Source organism: Natrinema thermotolerans, assembly GCF_031165565.1.
Classification (GTDB): domain Archaea; phylum Halobacteriota; class Halobacteria; order Halobacteriales; family Natrialbaceae; genus Natrinema; species Natrinema thermotolerans.
On the sequence record NZ_CP101873.1, the window covers coordinates 1789451 to 1811265 of the forward strand.

Here is a 21815-nt window from a genome sequence, read left to right on the forward strand (position 1 = left end):
AGTCGAGCCATCACTCGAGACGATATTCTGTACGACTGGACCACGAGGGCCCGTCGTTGTTGGACTGAAACGGGGCCGTTCAGTGAGTCGAAAGCACGCGGATTTCGGGGGGCGTGTGTACGAGTCTGTGAATCCGACCAATAGCGACGGCAACGCCGGCAGAACCGGTTCGCGCTTCGTGCGAAAGGCCCTTGTTGGGAGTCTCCGAGGCCGACAATGCCGAAAAATTACAGGGCCCGATCTACGTCCGCTGTGCCCCAGGTGCGCCGGATGACCCCAAGGCGATCCCGGAAACGGATCAACACCACGTTTTTGTCGGAGAGTCGCTGATCGAGTAGTATGGACTCCGAGAGCCTCACGTATATCGTCTCTCTCGTCGTGTTGTTCCTCCTGCTTTGTGCGGCCGTGATCCTGGCGGTAGCGTCCGGAGCGGTCGATGTCGTCACCGACTACTACGGGTTGGTGTCGCTCGGGTTCTGATTCTTCGACCGGGCACCGCCGGTGGGAGATCGACCAGCGATAGTAACGACTGAACCGATTTACGCACCGATCGCACGACGACTGTGCGAACTGGTGTGCAATGACTTGCAGTGGCTACGATAGTGCGCCGAAAAGCGAGGGCCCGTGTGGACGAGTCCGCGAGTCGGAACCGCCGACACGTATCGACAGGAGACCAGTACCAGCGCGGGGACGAGTCGTTCACCGACAGTAAATGAGAGAGGTTTTGTAGGAACGCTTGCAAGATTCGCGTGATCTGCCCCGGTTTGGTACCCATCCGATGGAACCAATCACTCTTGTCCAGAGGTGGGGCAGATCGCCGTACTCTACGGTTACACACCGATCACACAGCCGTCGTGCGGTCGGGTGTGCAATGACTTGCAGTGGCTACTATCGCGGTCACGATACCGAACGGCGGGGTCGCTCGAGCCGGCCGGTAGCGATCGAACGCTCGAGACGGGACCGTCTCGCGGTCTCGAGTGCGACGGCGACCGACGATCACGGTGGGAACAGGAGATACCGATAGCGGGCGCTTCGATGGGACAGACGAAAACGCAGACGGGGTAAACGACCGTGGATGGCGACGTTCCACGGCGGGAACAAGCGGCGTCCAGTGTCAAACCACGAGGGGTGTATGGACAAGCGGTCACAATGGCCACAGTGGGCGGGTCGGTGCTGCATTGGTCGTGTCTGTGTTCGTTGTCATCACCTCACACCACTGTATCGCCCGTTCAATAATAAAGGTTCCCACTAGCGCAATAGATGTAGTCTATGCGGGGAAGAGAAACGAATGTCCATACAGATCAGCTCAGTACGACACTGTTCGATTTCTGGAACACGGACACTGGTGTTTGTGACCAATTAACGCTCGAGGACAGGGGACGGCGACCGACTGCGACGGAACCGACCGACAGACCGGGTCAGTGCGCGACCGTCGCGGGTCGCTCGAGTCGAACGAAACTCCCGTCGCCGCAGACGCAGTCCTCGCTGGTGCCGAGTGGACGGATCGAGTCGTCGCCCGTGATTTCCGCGACGAGGATCACGCCACAGCCCTCACAGCGGACCGCGGCTCGCGTCGGGTCGGAGTGTGTCGACATCGAGTACAACAACGCCCTCCATCGCAATCACTGTCGTTCCAAAATGTGAAGGAGGACCAAAGCGGACCGTCCGCGAGAACGATCAGTTCGAGCCGGCGGCCACGGCCGAGCGCCGACCCACGGAACCGGAGCCCTCAGCGGCCAAACACATGACTGCGGGGGACACACTCCGACCGGAACAGGTCCGTGCTTGATCCGCCCGCAAGCCCAACGGTTTCGGCGTCACCGCAAGTGACAGGACGCATGGCCGATCCTGCCTCGAGCGTCAAGCGGTTGTTCATCAGCGGGGTCATCATCACGATTCCGCTGGTCGCGACGCTCGCGTCGGTGATCGGGGTCTTCCTGCTAGTCGGACTGGTCGCCGAATACACTCCCGGAACCTACCTCTCCAAACAGGTCCACGCGACGATGGAGACGATCCCCGGCGTCAGCACCGTCTACGAGAGCGTTCGCCGCGCCAGCAAACTGCTCGTCGAGGACGAGTCCGACCAGTTCAAAGACGTGAAACTCGTCGAGTTTCCCCACGAGGGTGCGTACATGCTCGGCTTTCTCACGGCCGAGACACCACCATGGTCGAGGCCAGCGCGGGCGAGGACGAGATGGTGACGCTGATGGTCCCGCTCGCGACCAACCCCGCCACGAACGGCTACGTCATGCACATGCCCGCCGAGAAGGTCCACGAGGTCGACCTGACCGTCGAGGAGGCGTTCCGGTCGATCGCGACGCTCGGCGTGGCCGCCGACAGCCTCGGCGAGGCCAAAGCCGGCGACTGAGCGGCGGCAGGCGACGTGACTGTCCGGAACCAGTTTCGCCCCGGTATACGACCATTTATACCCGATGGCGGCCCTAGCGGTGTGCAATGGCGCAAGCGGGAAACTCCGAACTCGTCGACTCTTTCGAGCAGTTCTTCCGGAACTACTACGACAGCGAGATCAAGCAGCTTGCCCAGCAGTACCCCAACGAGCAGCGGTCGCTGCACGTCGACTGGCAGGACCTCTACCGGTTCGATCCCGATCTTGCCGACGACTTCATCAACCAGCCCGAACAGCTGCAACGATACGCCGAGGAGGCGCTGCGGCTGTACGACCTCCCGATCGACGTGAGCCTCGGCCAGGCCCACGTCCGCGTGCGGAACCTCCCGGAGACGGAGTCGCCCGAGATCCGCGAGATCCGCGCCCGCGATATGAACTCCCTCGTGCAGGTCCACGGCATCGTCCGCAAGGCCACCGACGTCCGCCCGAAGATCGAAGAGGCCGCCTTCGAGTGCCAGCTCTGTGGGACGCTCACTCGCGTCCCCCAGTCCAGCGGCGACTTCCAGGAACCCCACGAATGTCAGGGCTGTGAGCGGCAGGGTCCCTTCCGCGTGAACTTCGACCAGTCCGAGTTCGTCGACTCCCAGAAGCTCCGCGTCCAGGAGAGTCCCGAGGGGCTTCGCGGCGGGGAGACGCCACAAGCACTGGATATCAACATCGAGGACGACATCACCGGCGAGGTCACCCCCGGCGACCACGTCTCCGCGACCGGCGTTCTCCGCCTCGAGCAACAGGGCGACCAACAGGATCCGTCGCCGGTCTTCGACTTCTACATGGAGGGCATGTCCGTCGAGATCGACGAAGAGCAGTTCGAGGACATGGACATCACCGGCGAGGACAAAGAGGAGATCGTCCGTCTCTCGAGTTCCGAGGACATCTACGAGAAGATGGTCGCCTCCATCGCCCCCTCGATCTACGGCTACGACCAGGAGAAGCTCTCGATGATCCTCCAGCTGTTCTCCGGCGTCACGAAGCAGTTGCCCGACGGCTCGCGGATCCGGGGCGACCTGCACATGCTTCTCATCGGGGACCCCGGGACGGGGAAGTGCGTCCGCGGCGATACGAAGGTCACGCTCGCAGACGGGCGTGACGTGCCCATCCGCGACCTCGTCGAATCGAACCTCGACGATCCGAAACCGATCGACGACGGCTGGTACGACGAGATCGATATCGACGTCCCCTCCTTGCAAGAAAACGGGGAGATCGATCCACAGCGTGCGACAAAGGTCTGGAAACGAGAGGCTCCCGACCGGATGTATCGACTCCGGACTGCAGGCGGGCGGGAACTCGAGGTGACACCGTCGCATCCCCTGTTCGTCCAACAGGACGGACGGTTCATGCCGATCGTTGCTGATGAACTCAACGAGGGACAGTTTATCGCAACCCCGCGAAGTGTCGAGACGAACAGCGACGATACCCTTGAGGTTGATTTCCGACGATCCAAGTCCCGAAATGCGGTTCAGCTTGATTTGCCCGAGAAATGGACTCCATCACTGGCACGTCTAATCGGATACATCGTTGCAGAAGGATACGTCGAGCAGCGAGACGATCAGACAGGCTTCGTTTCGATTACGAACAACGATAGAGAAGTGTTAGATGACGCAGCGAATGCACTAGCGGACTTGGGGCTGAATGTTACTGAACGGGACCCGCATGAGTCCAAGGACGCACGCGAACTGCTCTGTTCAGCGGGCGAATTCGTAAGCTTCCTCGACACATTAGCAGAACAGCTTCTACAGTCCTCGGACAATCAATGCGTTCCCGATCCGATTTTCCGGACCACCGAGTCGATCAGATCCGAATTCCTCAAAGCGTTCATCGAAGGAGAAGGGCACGTCTCGGAATCTCAGCGAGAGATAACTGCTGCCTCGACGAGTCGTGAACTCCTCGAAAACGTGAGGACACTGCTTCTCTCACTGGGGATTCGTTCACAGCTTCACGACCGACAGAACGGGAGTTACCGGCTCAGAATAAGCGGCGATGAATTCGAGAAATACGTTTCCAATATCGGGTTCGTAACTCAGCGGAAACAGCGGACCGCGCGACAGTACGCTGACACGGACGGGAACACCAATCTCGACATCATCCCGAATCTCGGAACGGAGCTTCGACGAATTCGTGAAGCGCTCTCGCTCACACAGGCCGAATGTGGGTTGCCCCGATCGACGTACCAGCATTACGAACGGGGGTCGCGAAATCCGAGTCGAGACAGTCTCCGCCAGATCGTTTCGGCTTTCGAAGATGCGTTGCCGAAAAGCGAGCATCCGAACACGGGTGCAGTTCTGACTGACGGAGGGGCGGTCGCAAAGGACGTCACTGCTCTCAAGCAGTTCGCCGAAGGCGATATCTGCTGGGAACGGATCGAATCCATCGACGAAGTCGACCCCGATTACGACTGGGTATACGACCTCGAGGTCGGAGGGACGCACAACTACGTTTCGAACGGCATCGTTTCGCATAACTCCCAGATGCTGGCATACATCGAGAACATCGCGCCACGGGCCGTCTACACCTCCGGGAAGGGCAGCAGTTCGGCGGGTCTCACCGCCGCGGCCGTTCGCGACGACTTCGGCGACGGCCAGCAGTGGAGCCTCGAGGCCGGCGCGCTCGTCCTCGCCGATCAGGGGATCGCGGCCATCGACGAACTCGACAAGATGCGACCGGAGGACCGGTCGGCCATGCACGAGGCCTTAGAGCAACAGAAGATCTCCGTCTCGAAGGCCGGCATCAACGCCACGCTGAAATCTCGCTGTTCGCTGCTTGGCGCGGCCAACCCCAAGTACGGCCGATTCGACCAGTACGAGCCGATCAGCGAGCAGATCGACCTCGAGCCGGCCCTGATCTCGCGGTTCGATCTGATCTTTACCGTGACGGACACGCCCGACGAGGAGAAAGACCGCAACCTCGCGGAACACATCATCACCACCAACTACGCCGGCGAGTTGACCACCCAGCGCGAGGAGATGTCCAGTCTCGAGGTCAGTCAGGGAGAGATCGACGAGATGACCGACCAGGTCGATCCGGAGATCGACGCCGAACTCCTGCGGAAATACATCGCCTACGCCAAGCAGAACTGCCACCCGCGGATGACCGAGGCGGCCCGCAACGCGATCCGGGATTTCTACGTCGATCTGCGCTCGAAAGGGACTGACGAGGACGCCGCGGTGCCGGTCACGGCCCGCAAGCTCGAGGCGCTGGTGCGGCTCTCGGAGGCCAGCGCCCGCGTTCGGCTCTCGGATACGGTCGAAGAGGCGGACGCCGAGCGAGTCATCGAGATCGTCCGCTCGTGTCTGCAAGACGTCGGCGTCGATCCCGAGACCGGCGAGTTCGACGCGGACATCGTCGAGGCCGGGACCTCGAAGTCCCAGCGCGACCGGATCAAGAACCTCAAACAGCTCATCGGGGACATCGAAGAGGAATACGACGACGGCGCGCCGGTCGACATCGTCATGGAGCGGGCCGAGGAGATCGGCATGGACCAGTCAAAGGCCGAACACGAGATCGACAAGCTCAAACAGAAAGGCGAGGTCTACGAACCGAGTACGAATACGCTCCGGACGACGTGATCAAGCGGGGCCGCTGAACGGGACGAGAGTGTTTTTACGCGTCGAGCGAGGTGCCACTGCCACTCGGTACCGAGAAACGGTGATTGCCGGTCAGTCCGACGGAGCGGATACCAGTTCGGCCGACCCGAGTTCCCTGAGATCGACGACGGTCGACCGGATCGTCACCGGTGCGACGTCGGCGACCTCGGCCGCCGTGGCCTGCGTGAGTGTGGGCCAGTCCTCGCGTTCCCCGGCGGCTTTGTAGAGACAGGCCGCCGCAACGCCACTCGGGTTTCGCCCGCCGATCCGTCCCGACTCGAGCAGGGTTTGGACGTGATCGCGGGCGCGTTGCTCGACGGCCGTTCCGACCTCGAGTTTCGAGGCGTATCGGGGCAGGTACTCGGCGGGATCGATCGGCCCGGTCGGGAGCCCGAGTTCGCGGTTCAGCGCGTCGTAGGCGACGGAGAGTTCGTCGCCGTCGGCGCGGGCCGTCTCGGCGATCTCGTCGGTCGTCCGGGCGATCGACCGGGTCCGGCAGGTCGCGTAGATGGCGGCGGCCGCAAACCCCTCGAGCGAGCGGCCCTGGAAGAGCCCCTCGGACTGTGCGGACTCGAAGAGGGCACAGGCCTGCTCTCTGGCCGATTCCGGCAGCGAGAGCGAGGCGGTAATCCGTCGGATTTCGGCGAACCCGTAGACCTGATTCCGTTCGACTTTCGAGGAGATGCGTGCGCGGTTGTGTTCCCTTCGGAGGCGAGCGATCTGTCGACGCTTCCGGCCGGTCAGCCGGGAGCTGTATCCCGAATCGGAGCCGGAGCCGTAGCCGATCTCCGTCGACAGTCCACGATCGTGTCTCGAGCGGGTAAGCGGCGCGCCGGTCCGTCGTCGATCGGTGTCCTCGTCCTCGAAGGACCGCCATTCCGGGCCGCGATCGATCGAATCCTCGCCGGAGACGAGTCCGCAGTCCTCACACACGATTTCGGTACCTCTCTGCCGTAATCTGCCATCGCATTCGGGACAGACTGCAGCCGTATCTGCCATCGGTTATTTGTTCTCCCTACAATAGATTGACAACCCCTGATATTTAAAATGTAGGACTGTTTGAATTAAATAGGGCAGGGTCAGAGACTGCGTAGCTGAGCCAGCAGCGATGACGACGACGAAGTTGCGGCGTCCTGGGTCGAATCGTCTCGGTCCGCTAACAACCGTTCGTACCGTTCGATGACGGCCTGTCGGCGGGTTTCGCTCCTCGCGAGGAGTCGCTCGAGCGCGGCGATCCGGAGTCGGAGTCGGGTTCGTTCGATCCGAGCGGAGAGTGGCACTTCGTGGGAATCGGGACGGCCCGCGGACCCGTTCGGGGGACGAGACCGCCGGGTGTGGTGTCGGGCGGTCGGGGTGTGGTCGGTGAGACGAGTCCGTTCGTCGGCGGGAGCGGCCGGAGTGGGACCTCGTTGCTCGGTGGACATGGCTCGCTTACGGGTTCGACACTGGATCCGAAAAAGGTCAGTCAGTCGAGTGTCAGACGCGTCCGACGCCGGTCGTGCGTCCGGCCGACGTCACTCTTGGAGATGGTCGAGGACGCCGTCGGTGTCGGCCGGCACGGGTTCGGGTTCGCTCCCCGCCGCAGCGGCGGCGTCGGGGTCTTTGAGCAGGTGACCGGTGGTGAGACAGGCGACGCGCTCGTCGTCGTCGACGATCCCCTCGGCTCGGAGTTTTCGCAGGCCGGCGACGGAGGCCGCGGAGGCCGGCTCGACGCCGATCCCCTCGGCGGCGATGTCCCGTTGGGCCTCGGTGATCTCCTCGTCGGAGACCGCGACGGCGGTCCCGCCGGTCTCCCGGATGCCGGGCAGTGCCTTCGGCGCGTTGACCGGGTTCCCGATCCGGATCGCGGTCGCGCGAGTCTCGACGTCATCCCAGCGGCGGACCTCGTCGGCCCCGTTCTCGATCGCTTCGACCATCGGCGCGGCCCCTTCGGCCTGGACGCCGGTCAGTTTCGGCACGTCGTCCTCGTCGAGCGCGCCGGCCTGGACGAGTTCGCGGAAGGCCTTGTACAGCGCCGACGTGTTGCCGGCGTTGCCGACCGGCAGCACGATTCGGTCCGGGACGGCGTCGTAGTCGGCGAGAAAGCCCTCGAGGATCTCGAGGCCGATCGTCTTCTGACCCTCGAGCCGGAAGGGGTTCAGCGAGTTCAGCAGGTAGGCCTCGCCCTGCCCCGCGAGTTCCTGGACGATGTCGAGACAGGCGTCGAAGTTGCCGTCGACCTCGAGAATGCGGGCTCCGTGGAGGCTGGCCTGGGCGATCTTGCCGGCGGCGACCTTGCCCGCGGGCAAGAGGACGAGCGTCTGCATTCCGCCACGGGAGCCGTAGGCGGCCAGGGCGGCGCTGGTGTTGCCCGTCGAAGCACAGGCCAGTCGGCCGACGCCGAGTTCTTTTGCGACCTTGACGCCGACGGTCATGCCGCGGTCCTTGAACGACCCCGTCGGGTTCATCCCTTCGTGTTTGATCCGCAGCGCTTCGATCCCGATCTCGTCCTCGAGACGGGGGACCTCGTACAGCGGGGTCGCCCCTTCCTGAATCGAGACGCCGGCCTCGAACGGCAGGGCGTCGGCATAGCGCCAGACGCCCTCGCCCTCGAAATCGTCGAACGTCGGCAAATCGGCGTAGCGGACCTCGAGGAGGCCGTCGCAGTCGTCGCAGGTGTAGCGGACGTCGTCGAACGGAGCGAAGGTTTCGCCGCACTCGATGCACTCGAGCCAAACGCCCTCGTCGGCGTCGGCGGGTTGATCGGGTTGCTCGGCCGAGAGACTGAGACTCATTGTCGGAGGGGAGGACCGCAGGGGCAAAAAGTGGGTGGATTCCGCGGTGGACGTCTCAGTCGGCCCCGTCGTCGAACTCGTCGATCACGTCGTGGACCGTCGCGGTCCAGGCGTCCAGGGCCTCGTGGAGCATTGCCTTGGCCTCGGGCAGCGACGTGGCCGTATACTGGTAGACGTCGCCGCCGCCGTCGAGCAGCCGCCGGTCCCGGTACACGAGCCCGCGGTCCCGGAGCGTCGACAGCGACCGGTTGACCGTACTCCGGTCGCGCTCGAGGGCCGTGGCCAGTTCCGCGATCGTACTCCCGGGCCGGTCACACAGGACGAGATAGGTCCGTGTCTCGTGATCCTCGATCCCAAACACGCAACTCATCACCGCTTCGAACGCCGGGTCCGATTCCTCCATCAGTTCTCCGAGGCGATGCTGGTGGGGCTCGGCCATACGATCCCTATGGACGACCGTCTCAAAATACCCGTTGCAGTCGGAACGGTACGAACGGCTCCGGCCGTGGGTTCGCCCCGCTACAACAGGTAGACGACGAGTACCGCCGTCGGCCCCAGTAGCATGAGCAGTGCGGCGAGTACGAATCGAAACCACATTGTAAATTTCAGTGATTATCACCCGCAGTATAATACTTCCTTTCGTTTCAACAGGTATGGGAGACGTTATATCGGAGAAACAACCGATTAATCGGAAGCGGAGCGGGTCATCGGTTGACGGTCACGAAGCGGGAAGCCCCGAGCAGCGAGTCGGTTCGGCCGACCGAATAGCCACCGTGTGATCAGTAGCAGGACGTTCAGGCGGGATGATACTGCCACCGTTCAACGGGCCGGAGGCCGGTTGCCGGGCGCTCGTTCCCAGCATATGGAAACGTCACTGGACGTATATTCGAATCCCATCCCAAGCATCGCGTATGTCGACTGACCATGCTCACCACGCCGACCGATCGCTCGTCGTCCACTCGTACTGGCCGTACGCAGTCCTTCTCGGGGGACTGGTCGGAGTGATTCGGCCGGCCCTGACGATCTTTGCCGATATCGGACCGACCACGGGAGTCCTCACGACGCTGCCCGAAATGCAGTTGTGGTGGGTCCTCCACATCGGATACAGCGCCGTCTTCGCGACCGGATACGGGCTGATCGTCTACCATCACCGGCTGCGGCCGTTTTCGGAATCGATTCCCACGGGTGCCGTCCTCGGCCTTGGCTACGGGGTCGCCCTGTGGTTGGGCAACATCGTCATCGGCTGGAACCTCGTTCTCGCGCCACACCTGCTCTCGATGTCGACGCCGATCGATCCGCTGGCGGCTGGCCCGATCGTCGATCACATCGTCTACGGTCTCGGCCTCGGAGTCGTGTACGCGGCCGTCGTCCCGCGGCTGGACACCTACCGTGGCTGAGATTCGGCACCCCGTTTCGCTCACCAAAAACACGGATCAAAAACCGCCCGCACTCCGTTCGTGATCAAACGCCTACTCGAGCAGCCAACTCAACAGCGCCTTCTGCGCGTGCAGTCGGTTCTACAACCCACCTTTTTCCGTTCGGGTCAGCAGAGCTGACCGCTCACGCAAAAATCTGGACCAAAAAACCGATCACTCACTCCGTTCGTGATCGGCCGCTTACTCCAGCAGCCAACTCAACAACGCCTTCTGCGCGTGGAGTCGGTTCTACAACCCACCTTTTTCCGTTCGGGTCAGCAGAGCTGACCGCTCACGCAAAAATCTGGACCAAAAAACCGATCACTCACTCCGTTCGTGATCGGCCGCTTACTCCAGCAGCCAACTCAACAACGCCTTCTGCGCGTGGAGTCGGTTCTACAACCCACCTTTTTCCGTTCGGGTCAGCAGAGCTGACCGCTCACGCAAAAATCTGGACCAAAAAACCGATCACTCACTCCGTTCGTGATCGGCCGCTTACTCCAGCAGCCAACTCAACAACGCCTTCTGCGCGTGGAGTCGGTTCTACAACCCACCTTTTTCCGTTCGGGTCAGCAGAGCTGACCGCTCACGCAAAAATCTGGACCAAAAAACCGATCACTCACTCCGTTCGTGATCGGCCGCTTACTCCAGCAGCCAACTCAACAACGCCTTCTGCGCGTGGAGTCGGTTCTCGGCCTGATCGAAGACGATCGACCGATCGCCCTCGATGACGTCATCCGTGACCTCCTCGCCGCGGTGGGCGGGGAGACAGTGCATGACCGAGGCGTCGGGGGCGTTCTCGAGCAGGTCCGTGTTGACCTGAAAACCCTCGAAGTCGTTCATCCGGACGTCGCGTTCGTCCTCCTGGCCCATCGAGATCCAGACGTCCGTGTAGATGACGTCGGCGTCGGTGGCGGCCTCGACGGGATCGGTCGTGACCGTCGGATCGCCGCCCAGTTCACGGGCTCGCTCGAGGACCTCGCCGTCGACCTCGTACCCCTCCGGCGTCGCGATCGTCAGGTCGATGTCGGTCAGCGCACAACCGAGCGCGAACGACTGGGCGACGTTGTTGCCGTCGCCGATCCAGGCCGCCGAGACGCCCTCGAAGCCGTCCTCGTGTTCGCGGATCGTCTGTAGGTCCGCGAGCGTCTGGCAGGGGTGGGCGTCGTCGGTGAGTCCGTTGACGATCGGCACCGAGGAGTACTCGGCCAGTACCTCGACGTTCTCGTGTTTGAACACGCGGGCCATCACGGCGTCGACGTACCGCGAGAGCGCACGCGAGGTGTCTTTCAGCGGTTCGCCCCGGCCGAGCTGGATGTCGTCTTCCCCGAGGAAGATCGCGTGCCCGCCGAGTTGGGTCATGCCCGTTTCGAAAGAGACCCGGGTACGGGTACTCGCCTTCTGGAAGAGCATCCCGAGGGTCTGGCCGGACAGGTCCGCGTGGTCATCGCCGGCGTCGACGGCGCGTTTGTACTCGTCGGCCCTGTCCAGCACTGCAAGCAGTTCCGCCTCGGAGAGGTCATCGACGTCGAGGAAGTGTCTCGGCTCCGTCTCGTTCGTTGCTGTTGTCATGGTATGATAGCTCGTCTGAAACGTTATTGCTCACTGAGCGTCCGTGCGACGCGCTCGAGGACCGATACCGATCGGTCGAACTCCGACAGCGACAGTCGCTCGTCGGGCGCGTGATCGAGGTCCGAGTTGCCCGGCCCGTAGGTGACCATCGGACAGTCCCAGGCCCCGGCGTAGATGTTCATGTCGCTCGTGCCGGTCTTGCGCACCAGACGCGGATCGGCGCCCTCCTTCCGGATGGCGACCCGAAACGCCCGGGCGACCGGCGTTCGCGGACTCATCATCACCGGCGGGACCTTGTCCTTCCAGGTCACGGTCCCGACCTCGAGTTCGGCCTCGGCGGCCTCGCGGACGGTCCCGACGTCGAGGGCCGGCGGCACGCGCAACTGGACGTCCATCGTCGCCTCGACGGAGAGTCCGTCGTCGCTGACGCCGCCCTCGATGTCGACCGGCTTGGTCGTCACCTGCTCGAAGACCGGTTCGTACTCGTCGCCCTCGAAGTACTCCTCGACGGCCGACCACCAGCGGACGGCGTGTTGGATCGCGTTCGGGTCCGGCCGAGAGGTGTGGCCGGATTCGCTGGTCGCGACGTACGTCCCGGCGATCAGGCCGCGATACCCTAGCGTGATCCCGTCGGCGCCGGACGGCTCGCCGTTGACGACGGCCTCGGGCGACTCGTCGCGGTCGTCGACAAGATAACGCGACCCCTTCGAGTCGACCTCCTCGCCGACGACGCCGACGAAGGAGACGCCGGTGCGAACGGCGGCGGCCGCCATCGCGGCGAGCGGCCCCGTCGCGTCGACGCTGCCGCGGCCCCAGAGGATCTCGTCGTCGCCGGTCTCCTCGACCTCGACGGGGATGTCCCCCGGCACGGTGTCGATGTGCGAGGTCAGGAGGACGGAATCGTCCGCCGGCGCACGGACGTTCCCGACCGCGTCGATCCAGACCTCCCGGTCGTGGGCCTCGAAGAAGTCCACGAGCCGTTTGGCCGCCTCGCGTTCCTCGCGGGTCGGCGAGGGGATCGAGACGAGATCGACGAGCAACTCGCGGGCCGCCGCGGTCGACACGTCGCTCGAGGGGTCGGCGTTCGCGCTCATGAGTCGTCGGTCGGTCCGAGGACGTCGGCGATCGCGTCGACCACTCGATCGGCCTCGGCCCGCTCGAGGACGAGCGGCGGGAGCAGTCGGAGGACGGTTCGACCGGCCGGCAGCGCCAGCACCTGGTGGTTCATCGCGAGATCGCGGGCGACGCGGTTCGCGCCGCGTTTCAACTCGACGCCGACGAGCAGGCCCTCGCCGCGGACTTCACGCACCGAATCGCCAAGTGCCGCCTCGAGTTCCGTGACCAGATAATCGCCGACTTCGGCGGCGTGGGCGGGGTACTCCTCCTCGACCAGCGTCGAGATCGTCGCGTGGACGGCCGCACCGACCACGGGACCGCCGCTGAACGTGGCGTTGTGCGAGGCCGCGCCGTCGGCGATCCAGTCACGGACCGCGACCGCGCCGACGGGCAGGCCGTTACCCAGGCCCTTCGCCGTCGTGAGGATATCGGGCGTGACGCCCGCGTTCTGGCAGACCCACATCGATCCCGTCCGACCCATGCCGGTCTGGACCTCGTCCAAGACGAGCGCCGCGCCGGCCTCGTCGGTGACCTCGCGGGCGGTCTCGAGGTAGCCCGCGGGCGGGACGTTGATCCCGCCCTCGCCCTGAATCGGCTCGAGGATGACGGCCGCGGTCTCATCGTCCACGGCCGCGGCGAGTTCTTCGCCGTCGCCGTAGGGGACGAACTCCACGTCGCCGGCCAGCGGCTCGAACGGTTTCTTGTACTTGTCCTTCCAGGTAGCCGCGAGCGCCCCCATCGTCCGCCCGTGGAAGCTCCGGGTCGCGGCGACGATCTTCGACTCGCCGGTCGCCGAGCGGGCGAACTTCAGCGCGGCCTCGTTGGCCTCGGTCCCGGAGTTGCAGAACCACGCCTGATCCAGACCCGCCGGCGTCGACGCCACGAGCGCCGCGTAGGCGTCCTCGCGCGACTGGACGGGGTAGGAGGAGTCGACGAACGTCAGATCGGCGACCTGCTCCTGGACCGCGTCGACGACCGCGGGGTGAGAGTGACCCAGCGGCGTACAGGCGTAGCTCGCGCCGACGTCGAGATACTCCGTGCCGTCCGTTCCGTAGAGGAACGGTCCCTCGCCGCGTTCGATGCCGATCGGCTTGCCGCCGGAAACGAAGTCGTGATCGCTCATTCTGTGGCCTCCTGTGTCGGTTCGTCGTCCGCGAGGACGCCCGGCTCGAGGGTCGTCCCCTCGCCCGCGAGCGCGGCCGTGATCGGGTCGTCGGCGTTTGCCGTCGCGACGATGACCGACGACGCGCCGCCCTCGAGGGCCTCCTCGGCGGCCATGACCTTCTTCGTCATGAAGCCTTCAGCGGCGTCTTTGACCGCCTCGAATTCCTCGGGCGTGGCAGCCGACTCGATCTTGGTCGACTCGTCGTCGGGGTCCTCGTAGATTCCCGAGACGTCCGTCAACACGACGAGGTCGGCCTCGAGCGCGCCCGCGATCGCGGCCGCGGCTCGGTCGGCGTCGGCGTTGACCGCCGTGTAGCCGCCCGACTTCTCCTTGCCCAGCATGGGAACGGAGACGACGGGGGTGTAGCCGCCCGCGAGGGTCGTCTCGAGCAGGTCGGCGTTGACCGACTCGATCTTCCCGGAGTGGTCGCCGCGCTTGATCTTCTTCTTGCCGTCCTCTTTGACGCGGACGGCGGACTTGCGCTTGCCTTCCAGCAGTTTGCCGTCGGTGCCCGAGAGCCCGACCGCGTCGACGCCCTCGTTGTGCAGGCTCTCCACGAGGTCCGTGTTGAGCTTGCCGGGCATGACCATCTTGAAGACGTCCATCGTCTCCTCGTCGGTAAAGCGCCCGACGACGCCGCCGGGCGTTTCGACGTAGGTCGGCTCTTTGCCGAGGTCCTCGAGCGTCTCGTCGACGGCGGTCGAGCCGCCGTGGACGAGGACGACGTCTTCAGGCGGCTCAACGCCGCCTGAACGGCCAGCGGAACTCTGTTCCGCGCTGTCCTCGCCGTCCGCGACGAGCGAAGCCACGTCGGAAAGCGCGCCTTCGGGATCGACGGCGCGTGCGCCGCCGATCTTGACGACGACCGTCATTTACGGTGCCCCCACGGGGTGCAGCCCCGTGAACTCGAGTCCGGCCGTCTCCTCGAGACCGAGCGCGATATTGGCGGCGTGGACCGCCTGCCCGGCCGAGCCCTTCATCATGTTGTCGATCGCCGAGAAGACGACGACGCGCTTGTTCGAGGGGTCGAGTTCGAAACCGACCTCGGCGAGGTTGGTCCCGGCGACCGCCTTCGGTTCGGGGTAGCGGTAGACGCCGGAGCCGCCGGCAGCCATGCGGACGAACGGCTCGTCCTCGTAACAGCCCCGATAGGCCTGCCAGAGGTCCCCCTTCGAGACCGGTCCCGACGGGAAGACGTGATTCGTCGCGCTCGCGCCGCGGGTCATATCCACGGCGTGACAGGAGAAGGCGACCGAGGTGTCGAGGAACTGCTCGATCTCGGCCTCGTGGCGGTGGCCCGTCGGCGCGTACGGACGCACGACGCCCGAGCGCTCGGGGTGGCTCGAGGCCTCGCCGCCGCCGGCGCCGCCCTCCGAGGAGCCGACTTTCACGTCGACGACGATCTGCTCGCCGCCCTCGAGGATCCCGTGTTCGAACAGCGGGTAGAGCCCGAGGATCGTCGCGGTGGCGTTACAGCCGCCACCCGCGATGAGTTCCGCGCCCGCGAGGTTCTCGCGGTTGATCTCGGGGAGCGCGTACTCCGCTTTCTCGAGGTACTCGGGGGCCTCGTGGCCGTCGTACCACTCGTCGTACTGGGCCTCGCTCTCGAGGCGGAAGTCCGCCGAGAGGTCGACGACGGTGTCGGCGATCTCGAAGAAGTCGTCGATCTGTCCCATCGAGACGCCGTGGGGCGTCGCGGCGAACAGCACGTCGACCGACTCGAGGTCGTCGGGTTCGGTAAAGCGCAGGTCCGTCCCGCGAAGCGGCGGGTGGACGGAGCCGACGCTCTTGCCGGCCTTCGACCGGCTCGTGACTTCGACGAGTTCGACGTTGGGGTGGCCGGCGAGCAGTCGCAGGAGTTCGCCGCCCGTGAAGCCGCTGCCGCCGATGACGCTCGCGGTGACCGCCTCGGCGTCCGGCGCGGCACCGATGTCGTTGCCTACCGTCATTGAGCGGACACCTCGAGTTCCGGATCGGCGGCCTGTGCTTTCGCCTCGAGCCAGTCGACGACGGTGCCGGCGACGTCGGTCTCGACGGCCTCGTCGAGGGCCTTGAACTCGACCGTGTGGTTGACCTCGTGGACGGTGTATCCGTCTGCGGTCTCCATCAGGTCGATGCCGAGCAACCCGCCGCCGACGGCGTCGCTGGCTCGTTCGACGAGGTCCAGCGCCTCGTCGTCGATCTCGAAGACGTCCGTCTCCGCGCCTTTCGCGGCGTTGGTGATCCAGTGGTCCGACGACCGGACCATCCCGGCGATGGGCTCGCCGTCGATCGCCAGCACGCGGATGTCACGGCCGGGCTTCTCGACGAACTCCTGGACGTAGAACACCTTGTGTTCGTAGTGGCCGAGCGTCGCCTTGTGTTCGAGGATCGCCTCGGCGGCCGACTCCGAGTCGATCTTGGCCATCAGGCGACCCCACGAGCCGACGACCGGCTTGAGGACGCAGGGGTAGCCGAACTCCTCGATGGCCGCCATCGCGGTCTCCTTGGTGAACGCGACCTTGGTCGCGGGCGTCGGGACGCCCGCGTCCTCGAGCGCGAGGCTGTTCTTTACCTTGTCCGCGCAGACGTCGGCGGTCTCGTGGCTGTTGACCACGGGAATGCCGTACGACTCGAAGAACTGCGTGGCGTACAGGCTCCGGCTCGTGGCGAGACAGCGGTCGACGACGATGTCGAGCCCGTCGAACGCCGCGGGCGCGTCCGAGATGTCGAAGGTCTGCTTGCGGACGTCGATCTTCGTGATCTCGTGATCGCGCTCGCGAAGCTCGTTGAGCAGGAGTTTCTCGTCCTTGCGGATCCGTGAGTAGAGTATGCCGACGTTCACGCGAGCCACCTCTGATTGAGGGCCGCGGCGCTACGCGCCCCACGAACCGTCGCAGCGGAGGACGGCAGTTTCCCAGCCGTCTGCAAGGTCACTCACCCCAGTCCTCTTCCAGCTCGGGGGCCTGCTCGAGGACTGGCGGCTCGGTATCGACGACTTCCAGCTCGGCACCGCAGGTCGTACAGTCAACGATTTCTCCCACTTCCAGATCGTCGTGCAGGGACACCTCAGCCCCACACTCGACACATTCGGTCATTGTACCCCAACGTGGGTGCCGGGATCCCTTAAAGCCTTCGAACTTAACAGCAAAATTACATTATCTGCACGCCACGCTAACGGTCCGTCGGAGCTACATTACGGCAGGTCTACTTTGACATATCATGTGTTCGGTAATTGATCCCCTCGCGGGGATCGTCGTCGTACCGGCCGGTCGGCGGGGGGCGATTGCGGCCGGTGTTCCGCCGACACTGGCGAACTGACGACCTCAGACATAGCCGTTCACCTCCGAGCGCAACCGCTCGTGGGCGGCCTCGAGCGCGTCGGTCAACGACGCGAGGTCGTCGGCGTCGGTCGCCAGCGACTCCCGTGCAGCCTCGAGTTGCGGGGCGACCGCCTCGGGGGCGGGCCCACCCTGCGAGTCGCGGCTCGCGACGCTCTCGACCGGGTCGAGGGCCGCTTTGACCGCCTCGCGATCGACGTGGGCCTCGAGTGACTCGCCGAGGACCTCCTGAGCCGCGGCCTCGAGGGCGTCGTAGTCCGCACCGCCCTCGGCAGCGATGGCCACCAACTCGTGGGCGGTCCGGAACGGCAACCCGTTCGCCGCCAGCAGGTCCGCGACGCCGGTCGCCGTCGAGAAGCCCTCGCCGGCTTCCGCGGCCAGCGTCTCCTCGTCCCAGTCGGCGGTGGCGACCGCGCCCGCTGCGACCTCGCTGGCCTCGGTCACCGCGTCGACGGTCTCCCAGGCGTGGGTCGTCGCCCGCTGGAGGTCGCGGTTGTACGCGCGGGGCAGCCCCTTCAGCGTCGTCGTCAGCCCCTGAACGCCGCCGGCCGCGTCGCCCGCGACCGCACGAACCAGTTCCAGCGTGTCCGGGTTCTTCTTCTGGGGCATGATCGACGACGTCGAGGAGTAGTCGTCCGCCAGGTCGACGAAGCCGCGGTTCGCGAAGATGATCACGTCCTCCGCCAGCCCCGACAGCGTCGTCGCGTGGGTCGACAGTGCCTGGGTCGTCTCGAGCAGGAAATCGCGACTCGAGGCGGCGTCCATCGAATTCTCGACGACGCCCTCGAAGCCCAGCAAGTCGGCCGTCCGCTCGCGGTCGATATCGAACGTCGTGCCCGCGAAGGCCGCGCCACCCAGCGGCGACTCGTTGATGCGGCCGTAGGCCGCGAGCAGCCGTTCGGTGTCGCGGCGAACCGCACCCTCGTAGGCCAGCGCCCAGTGGGCCACGGTGGTCGGCTGGGCGGGCTGGAGGTGGGTGTAGCCGGGCATGATCGTCTCCCGATGGTCGTCGGCGACGTCGATCAGCGACTCGCGCAGCGCGAGCGTCGTCTCGATCGCCTCGAGGACATCCTCGCGCAGGCGGTAGCGAATGCAGGCCGCGACCTCGTCGTTGCGCGAGCGGGCGGTGTGCATCTTCCCGCCCTCGGCACCGATGCGTTCGATGACCGCGGTCTCGATGGCTTCGTGGACGTCCTCGCCGTCGGGCAGCGAGCCGTGGCCGTCGACCTCGATCGCATCCAGTGCGGTGAGGATCTCGCCGGCTACGTCGTCCCCGATGATGTCCCGTTCCGCCAGCATGACGGTGTGAGCGCGGTCGACCTCGAGGTCGGCCGCGAAGATGCGCCGATCGGCCGCGAGCGAGGAGAGGAAGCTCCGGGCGGGGCCGCCGCTGAAGCGGTCCCGGCGGACGACACCCTCGTCGCCGTCGGTCGGCTCGCCGCCGTCCGTCGCGATCGCCCGTTCGGCCGCACCGCCCCCGTGAGCGCTCTCCTCGGTCATGCTTACTCGTCCTCGTCGGTCGCGTTCGCGGCGATGGCCTCGTTCGCGAGGCGGCGCTGGAAGCCGTGGTACTTCGCGACGCCGGTCGCGTCCTCCTGTTTGATCTTCCCGACCGTCTCGGTGTCGAAGGAGGCGTGTTCGGCGGAGTAGGCCGCGTACTTGCTGTCGCGAGCGACCGGGCGCGCCTGGCCGCCCTCGAAGCGGATCGTGACCGTGCCGGTCACGCGCTGTTGGGTTTCGTCGATGAAACTCTCGAGCGCGCTGACAAGCGGTGCGTCGATCAGGCCTTCGTAGCCCTTCTGGGACCACTGCTGGTCGATCTGCTGCTTGAACTGGCGTTCCTCCTGGGTGAGGACGAGCCCCTCGAGGGCCTCGTGGGCGTTCAGCAGCGTCGTCGCGCCGGGGTGTTCGTAGTTCTCGCGGACCTTCAGCCCGAGCATGCGGTCTTCCATCATGTCGGTGCGGCCGACGCCGTAGCTCCCGGCGAGGTCGTTGAGGTGTTCGATGAGTGCGACCGGCTCGTACTGCTGGCCGTCGACGGCGACGGGGTAGCCGTTCTCGAAGGCGATCTCGATCTCCTCGGTCTCGGTGCCCGGCTCGTCGGTCCACTCGTAGATGTCACGCGGCGGGACGTAGTTGGGGTCCTCGAGGGCGTCGCCCTCGACCGAGCGGCTCCAGATGTTGGTGTCGATCGACCAGTCGCCGCCGCTGCCACCCTCGACGGGCAGGTCACGCTCGGCGGCGTACTCCTGTTCCCACTCGCGGGTGAGTCCGAGTTCGCGAACGGGGGCGATCACTTCGAGATCGGAACTGCGCCAGACGGCCTCGAAACGCAGTTGGTCGTTGCCCTTGCCGGTACAGCCGTGGGCGATGCCGGTACAGTCCTGTTCCTCTGCGACCTCCAGGATCGCTTCCGCGATCACGGGACGGGCAAGCGCCGTGCCGAGCGGGTAGCCCTGATAGGTCGCGTTCGCGCGAACGCTCTCGAGACAGAGTTGAGCGAATTCCGCTCGCGCGTCGACGACGTAGTGTTCGAGGCCGAGCGCCTCGGCGGTTTCTTCGGCTTCGTCGAACTCTTCGGCCGGCTGGCCAACGTCGACGGTAACGCCGATCACGTCGTCATATCCGTATTCCTCCTCGAGCAGCGGGACACAGACGGTCGTGTCCAGGCCGCCCGAGAACGCGAGTGCAACGCGGGTCATGTCGTACTCGAACGACACCAGCGGACGGCCTTAAGCCCATTGGTTTAGTGCTTGAAAATAAGCAGTAGAGCGTCTGCTAACCGAAAAATCTGCAGTTTCGGGATCGATGAAACGAATCGGAGACGTGGAGTGAAAGGGTAGACGGGCTCAAAAGGCCCGTCGAAGTCGTCGCGGTCGCCGCCGAGCGACGGTCCCGTCGGTACCGAGAACGGCGAGCGTGGTGCCGACGGAGTGGCTCATTGGTAGGGGATGGGGAATCCGAGTATTAAAACCTTTCCGAGTTCGGTTCGGCGACGACTGTGCCGACACGCCGCGAGCGGCTCGTCGATGAGGTGGCCGGCTACTCCTCGTCCTCTTCGGGCAGGGACAGTACGTTCTCCCGGCCGATCCGAAAGACTTCGATCTCGTCGGCCTCGCGCAGGTCGCCGACGACCTGACTCGTCTTGGCCTCGGTCCAGCCCAGTTCCGAGACCACCGCCTGCTGTTTGATCCGACCGCCGCGTTCCTCGAGCAGGCGGAGGACGCGTTCCTCGTTGCTGAGCAGTTCCGGTGGCGGGCCGTCGGCTGCGTTCGACGCCGAACCGGTCGATCCGTCGGGCTGTGTCGGCCGTTCGGCCTCGCGTTTGCTCCCGTTGTCGGCGGTCCGTTCGCGGCCGAGCAGCCACCCGCCGGCGCCGACGGCCGCGAGCAGGGCCAGTGCCAGAACGACGATCGTCCACGGCATCGTCGGCCCCTCGTTCGAGGGCGTCGCGGTCGTGTTCGCGTTCGAGCCGCCGTCCTCGATCAGGACGATCCACGGCCGCTCGTCGGCAAACCCGACCTCGCTCCCCCGCCAGATGACCATGTCGTCGGTCCGATTGCTCGGCGACGGATCGATCTGGGGCTGACCGTCGTTCTCGTAGATCGAGTACCCGGCCGGCCAGCGAAACTGCAATCGCGTATCGTCGTCCAGCGTGAACCCGGAGAGTGCGGGCCCCGCCGTGAGCTGGTTGATCTCGACGGCCGCGAACGATTCCCAGCGGAAAGAGACCTCGACGTGGCCGATTTTCTGTAGTGCGGTCTCGTTTTCCGTCGCGATCGAGAGGTTCGACAGCGACATGTTCTGCCCGGTCTCGTTTGCCCCGTCGGCGACGGTGTCGTTCCACTTGGTCCGCTCCGCGTCGACGTAGGCCTCAGTGTCGGACTCGACGTCCGTCCGCAGCCGTTCCCACGCCGCCTTGGACGTCCCGTTCTCGCCGTAGCGGAACTGGTAGTCGACGGTGACCAGCGCCGAGCCGTTTTCCGCGATGAAAACGTCCATCACGATCTGATCGGCGTCCTCGAGGGCCAGTTCGTCCTCCGCTTGCAGCGCCGCTGGTCGGCTCCCCGGGTCGGCCGCGGCACCGATCGGAGCCACCGCGGCGGCGACCGAACAAACCACCACCAGCACGATACTCAGGGCTCGCAGCCCCCTCGCGTCCATTATCGGACATGCCTCAGCCGTCCAGATAGGTTTTCCGACGAACGCGTCGGTGCGTTTTTGAGACAGTCACGCGTATCGACCGGTATGCTCGACACGCGCGGCGAACTCGAGGTCGAAACGCTGCTGAAGATCGTCCTCGGACTGCTCGCCGTGTTGCTCGTTATCGAGGTTCTCGAGGCGATCGTCGGGACCATCATCGGTCTGCTGGGACCGCTGATCGCGCTGGTGATCGCCGTCCTGATCGTCCTCTGGCTGCTCGACCGACTCTGAGAGAGAGACCAGCAAACTGATAGCCGTC

Annotated in this window: 18 protein-coding genes and 1 pseudogene; 5 read left to right on the forward strand and 14 right to left on the reverse strand. The window is 65.0% G+C overall.

Features of this window, described 5'->3' with window-relative positions; translation table 11 throughout:
• The first annotated feature begins 339 nt into the window (after positions 1 to 339).
• Entirely contained in the window at positions 340 to 480 is a 141-nt protein-coding gene (locus NP511_RS09255) for a hypothetical protein (protein WP_158413754.1), read from the forward strand.
• Positions 481 to 1418: 938 nt separating this feature from the next.
• Here NP511_RS09255 and NP511_RS09260 read toward each other — a convergent pair.
• A complete protein-coding gene (locus NP511_RS09260; protein WP_006182904.1) occupies positions 1419 to 1595 on the reverse strand; it encodes a hypothetical protein in 177 nt (58 codons plus the stop codon).
• Between the two features lie 243 nt (positions 1596 to 1838).
• Here NP511_RS09260 and NP511_RS09265 point away from each other — a divergent pair.
• Both NP511_RS09265 and NP511_RS09270 read left to right on the forward strand, forming a co-directional pair.
• A pseudogene (locus tag NP511_RS09265) lies at positions 1839 to 2368 on the forward strand (DUF502 domain-containing protein).
• Between the two features lie 86 nt (positions 2369 to 2454).
• On the forward strand, positions 2455 to 5973 hold the full coding sequence (locus NP511_RS09270) for an LAGLIDADG family homing endonuclease (protein WP_049965420.1): 3519 nt from the start codon (positions 2455 to 2457) through the stop codon (positions 5971 to 5973).
• 90 nt (positions 5974 to 6063) lie between these two features.
• On the opposite strand, the gene NP511_RS09275 is transcribed toward NP511_RS09270, so the two are convergent.
• The 3 genes from NP511_RS09275 to NP511_RS09285 form a co-directional block, all read right to left on the reverse strand.
• Entirely contained in the window at positions 6064 to 6990 is a 927-nt protein-coding gene (locus NP511_RS09275) for a transcription initiation factor IIB (protein ID WP_015299249.1), read from the reverse strand.
• A 515-nt stretch (positions 6991 to 7505) separates the two neighbouring features.
• Complete coding sequence (thrC, locus tag NP511_RS09280) at positions 7506 to 8765, reverse strand: threonine synthase (RefSeq protein WP_049965418.1); 1260 nt, start codon at positions 8763 to 8765, stop codon at positions 7506 to 7508.
• Between the two features lie 55 nt (positions 8766 to 8820).
• On the reverse strand, positions 8821 to 9204 hold the full coding sequence (locus NP511_RS09285; protein ID WP_049965417.1) for a helix-turn-helix domain-containing protein: 384 nt from the start codon (positions 9202 to 9204) through the stop codon (positions 8821 to 8823).
• A 472-nt stretch (positions 9205 to 9676) separates the two neighbouring features.
• Here NP511_RS09285 and NP511_RS09290 point away from each other — a divergent pair, with 472 nt between their 5' ends.
• Complete coding sequence (locus NP511_RS09290; RefSeq protein WP_049965416.1) at positions 9677 to 10162, forward strand: hypothetical protein; 486 nt, start codon at positions 9677 to 9679, stop codon at positions 10160 to 10162.
• A 660-nt stretch (positions 10163 to 10822) separates the two neighbouring features.
• Here NP511_RS09290 and argF read toward each other — a convergent pair.
• From argF to NP511_RS09340, 10 genes are all read right to left on the reverse strand, one after another.
• Complete coding sequence (gene argF, locus NP511_RS09295) at positions 10823 to 11752, reverse strand: ornithine carbamoyltransferase (protein WP_136396877.1); 930 nt, start codon at positions 11750 to 11752, stop codon at positions 10823 to 10825.
• A gap of 23 nt (positions 11753 to 11775) precedes the next feature.
• Positions 11776 to 12846 (reverse strand): [LysW]-lysine hydrolase, encoded by a 1071-nt coding sequence (locus NP511_RS09300; protein WP_049965399.1) that lies wholly within the window; start codon positions 12844 to 12846, stop codon positions 11776 to 11778.
• Complete coding sequence (locus NP511_RS09305; protein ID WP_049965398.1) at positions 12843 to 13991, reverse strand: aspartate aminotransferase family protein; 1149 nt, start codon at positions 13989 to 13991, stop codon at positions 12843 to 12845. The genes NP511_RS09300 and NP511_RS09305 overlap by 4 nt, the downstream gene beginning before the upstream one ends.
• A complete protein-coding gene (locus NP511_RS09310) occupies positions 13988 to 14905 on the reverse strand; it encodes an acetylglutamate/acetylaminoadipate kinase (RefSeq protein ID WP_049965397.1) in 918 nt (305 codons plus the stop codon). The genes NP511_RS09305 and NP511_RS09310 overlap by 4 nt, the downstream gene beginning before the upstream one ends.
• A complete protein-coding gene (gene argC / locus NP511_RS09315; protein WP_049965396.1) occupies positions 14906 to 15982 on the reverse strand; it encodes an N-acetyl-gamma-glutamyl-phosphate reductase in 1077 nt (358 codons plus the stop codon).
• Positions 15979 to 16857, reverse strand: coding sequence for a lysine biosynthesis protein LysX (gene lysX / locus NP511_RS09320; RefSeq protein WP_049965395.1), 879 nt, complete (start codon positions 16855 to 16857; stop codon positions 15979 to 15981). The genes argC and lysX overlap by 4 nt, the downstream gene beginning before the upstream one ends.
• A gap of 88 nt (positions 16858 to 16945) precedes the next feature.
• On the reverse strand, positions 16946 to 17110 hold the full coding sequence (gene lysW / locus NP511_RS09325) for a lysine biosynthesis protein LysW (RefSeq protein ID WP_006182918.1): 165 nt from the start codon (positions 17108 to 17110) through the stop codon (positions 16946 to 16948).
• 228 nt (positions 17111 to 17338) lie between these two features.
• The gene (gene argH, locus NP511_RS09330) at positions 17339 to 18853 is read right to left on the reverse strand and encodes an argininosuccinate lyase (RefSeq protein WP_049965394.1); all 1515 of its coding nucleotides are present in this window, start codon (positions 18851 to 18853) and stop codon (positions 17339 to 17341) included.
• Positions 18854 to 18855: 2 nt separating this feature from the next.
• A complete protein-coding gene (locus NP511_RS09335; protein WP_049965415.1) occupies positions 18856 to 20055 on the reverse strand; it encodes an argininosuccinate synthase in 1200 nt (399 codons plus the stop codon).
• Positions 20056 to 20395: 340 nt separating this feature from the next.
• Positions 20396 to 21517, reverse strand: a complete 1122-nt coding sequence (locus NP511_RS09340; RefSeq protein WP_049965393.1) for a helix-turn-helix transcriptional regulator — start codon at positions 21515 to 21517, stop codon at positions 20396 to 20398.
• Between the two features lie 84 nt (positions 21518 to 21601).
• On the opposite strand from NP511_RS09340, the gene NP511_RS09345 reads away from it, so the two are divergent.
• Positions 21602 to 21787 (forward strand): DUF7554 family protein, encoded by a 186-nt coding sequence (locus NP511_RS09345; RefSeq protein ID WP_006182922.1) that lies wholly within the window; start codon positions 21602 to 21604, stop codon positions 21785 to 21787.
• The last annotated feature ends 28 nt before the right edge of the window (positions 21788 to 21815 follow it).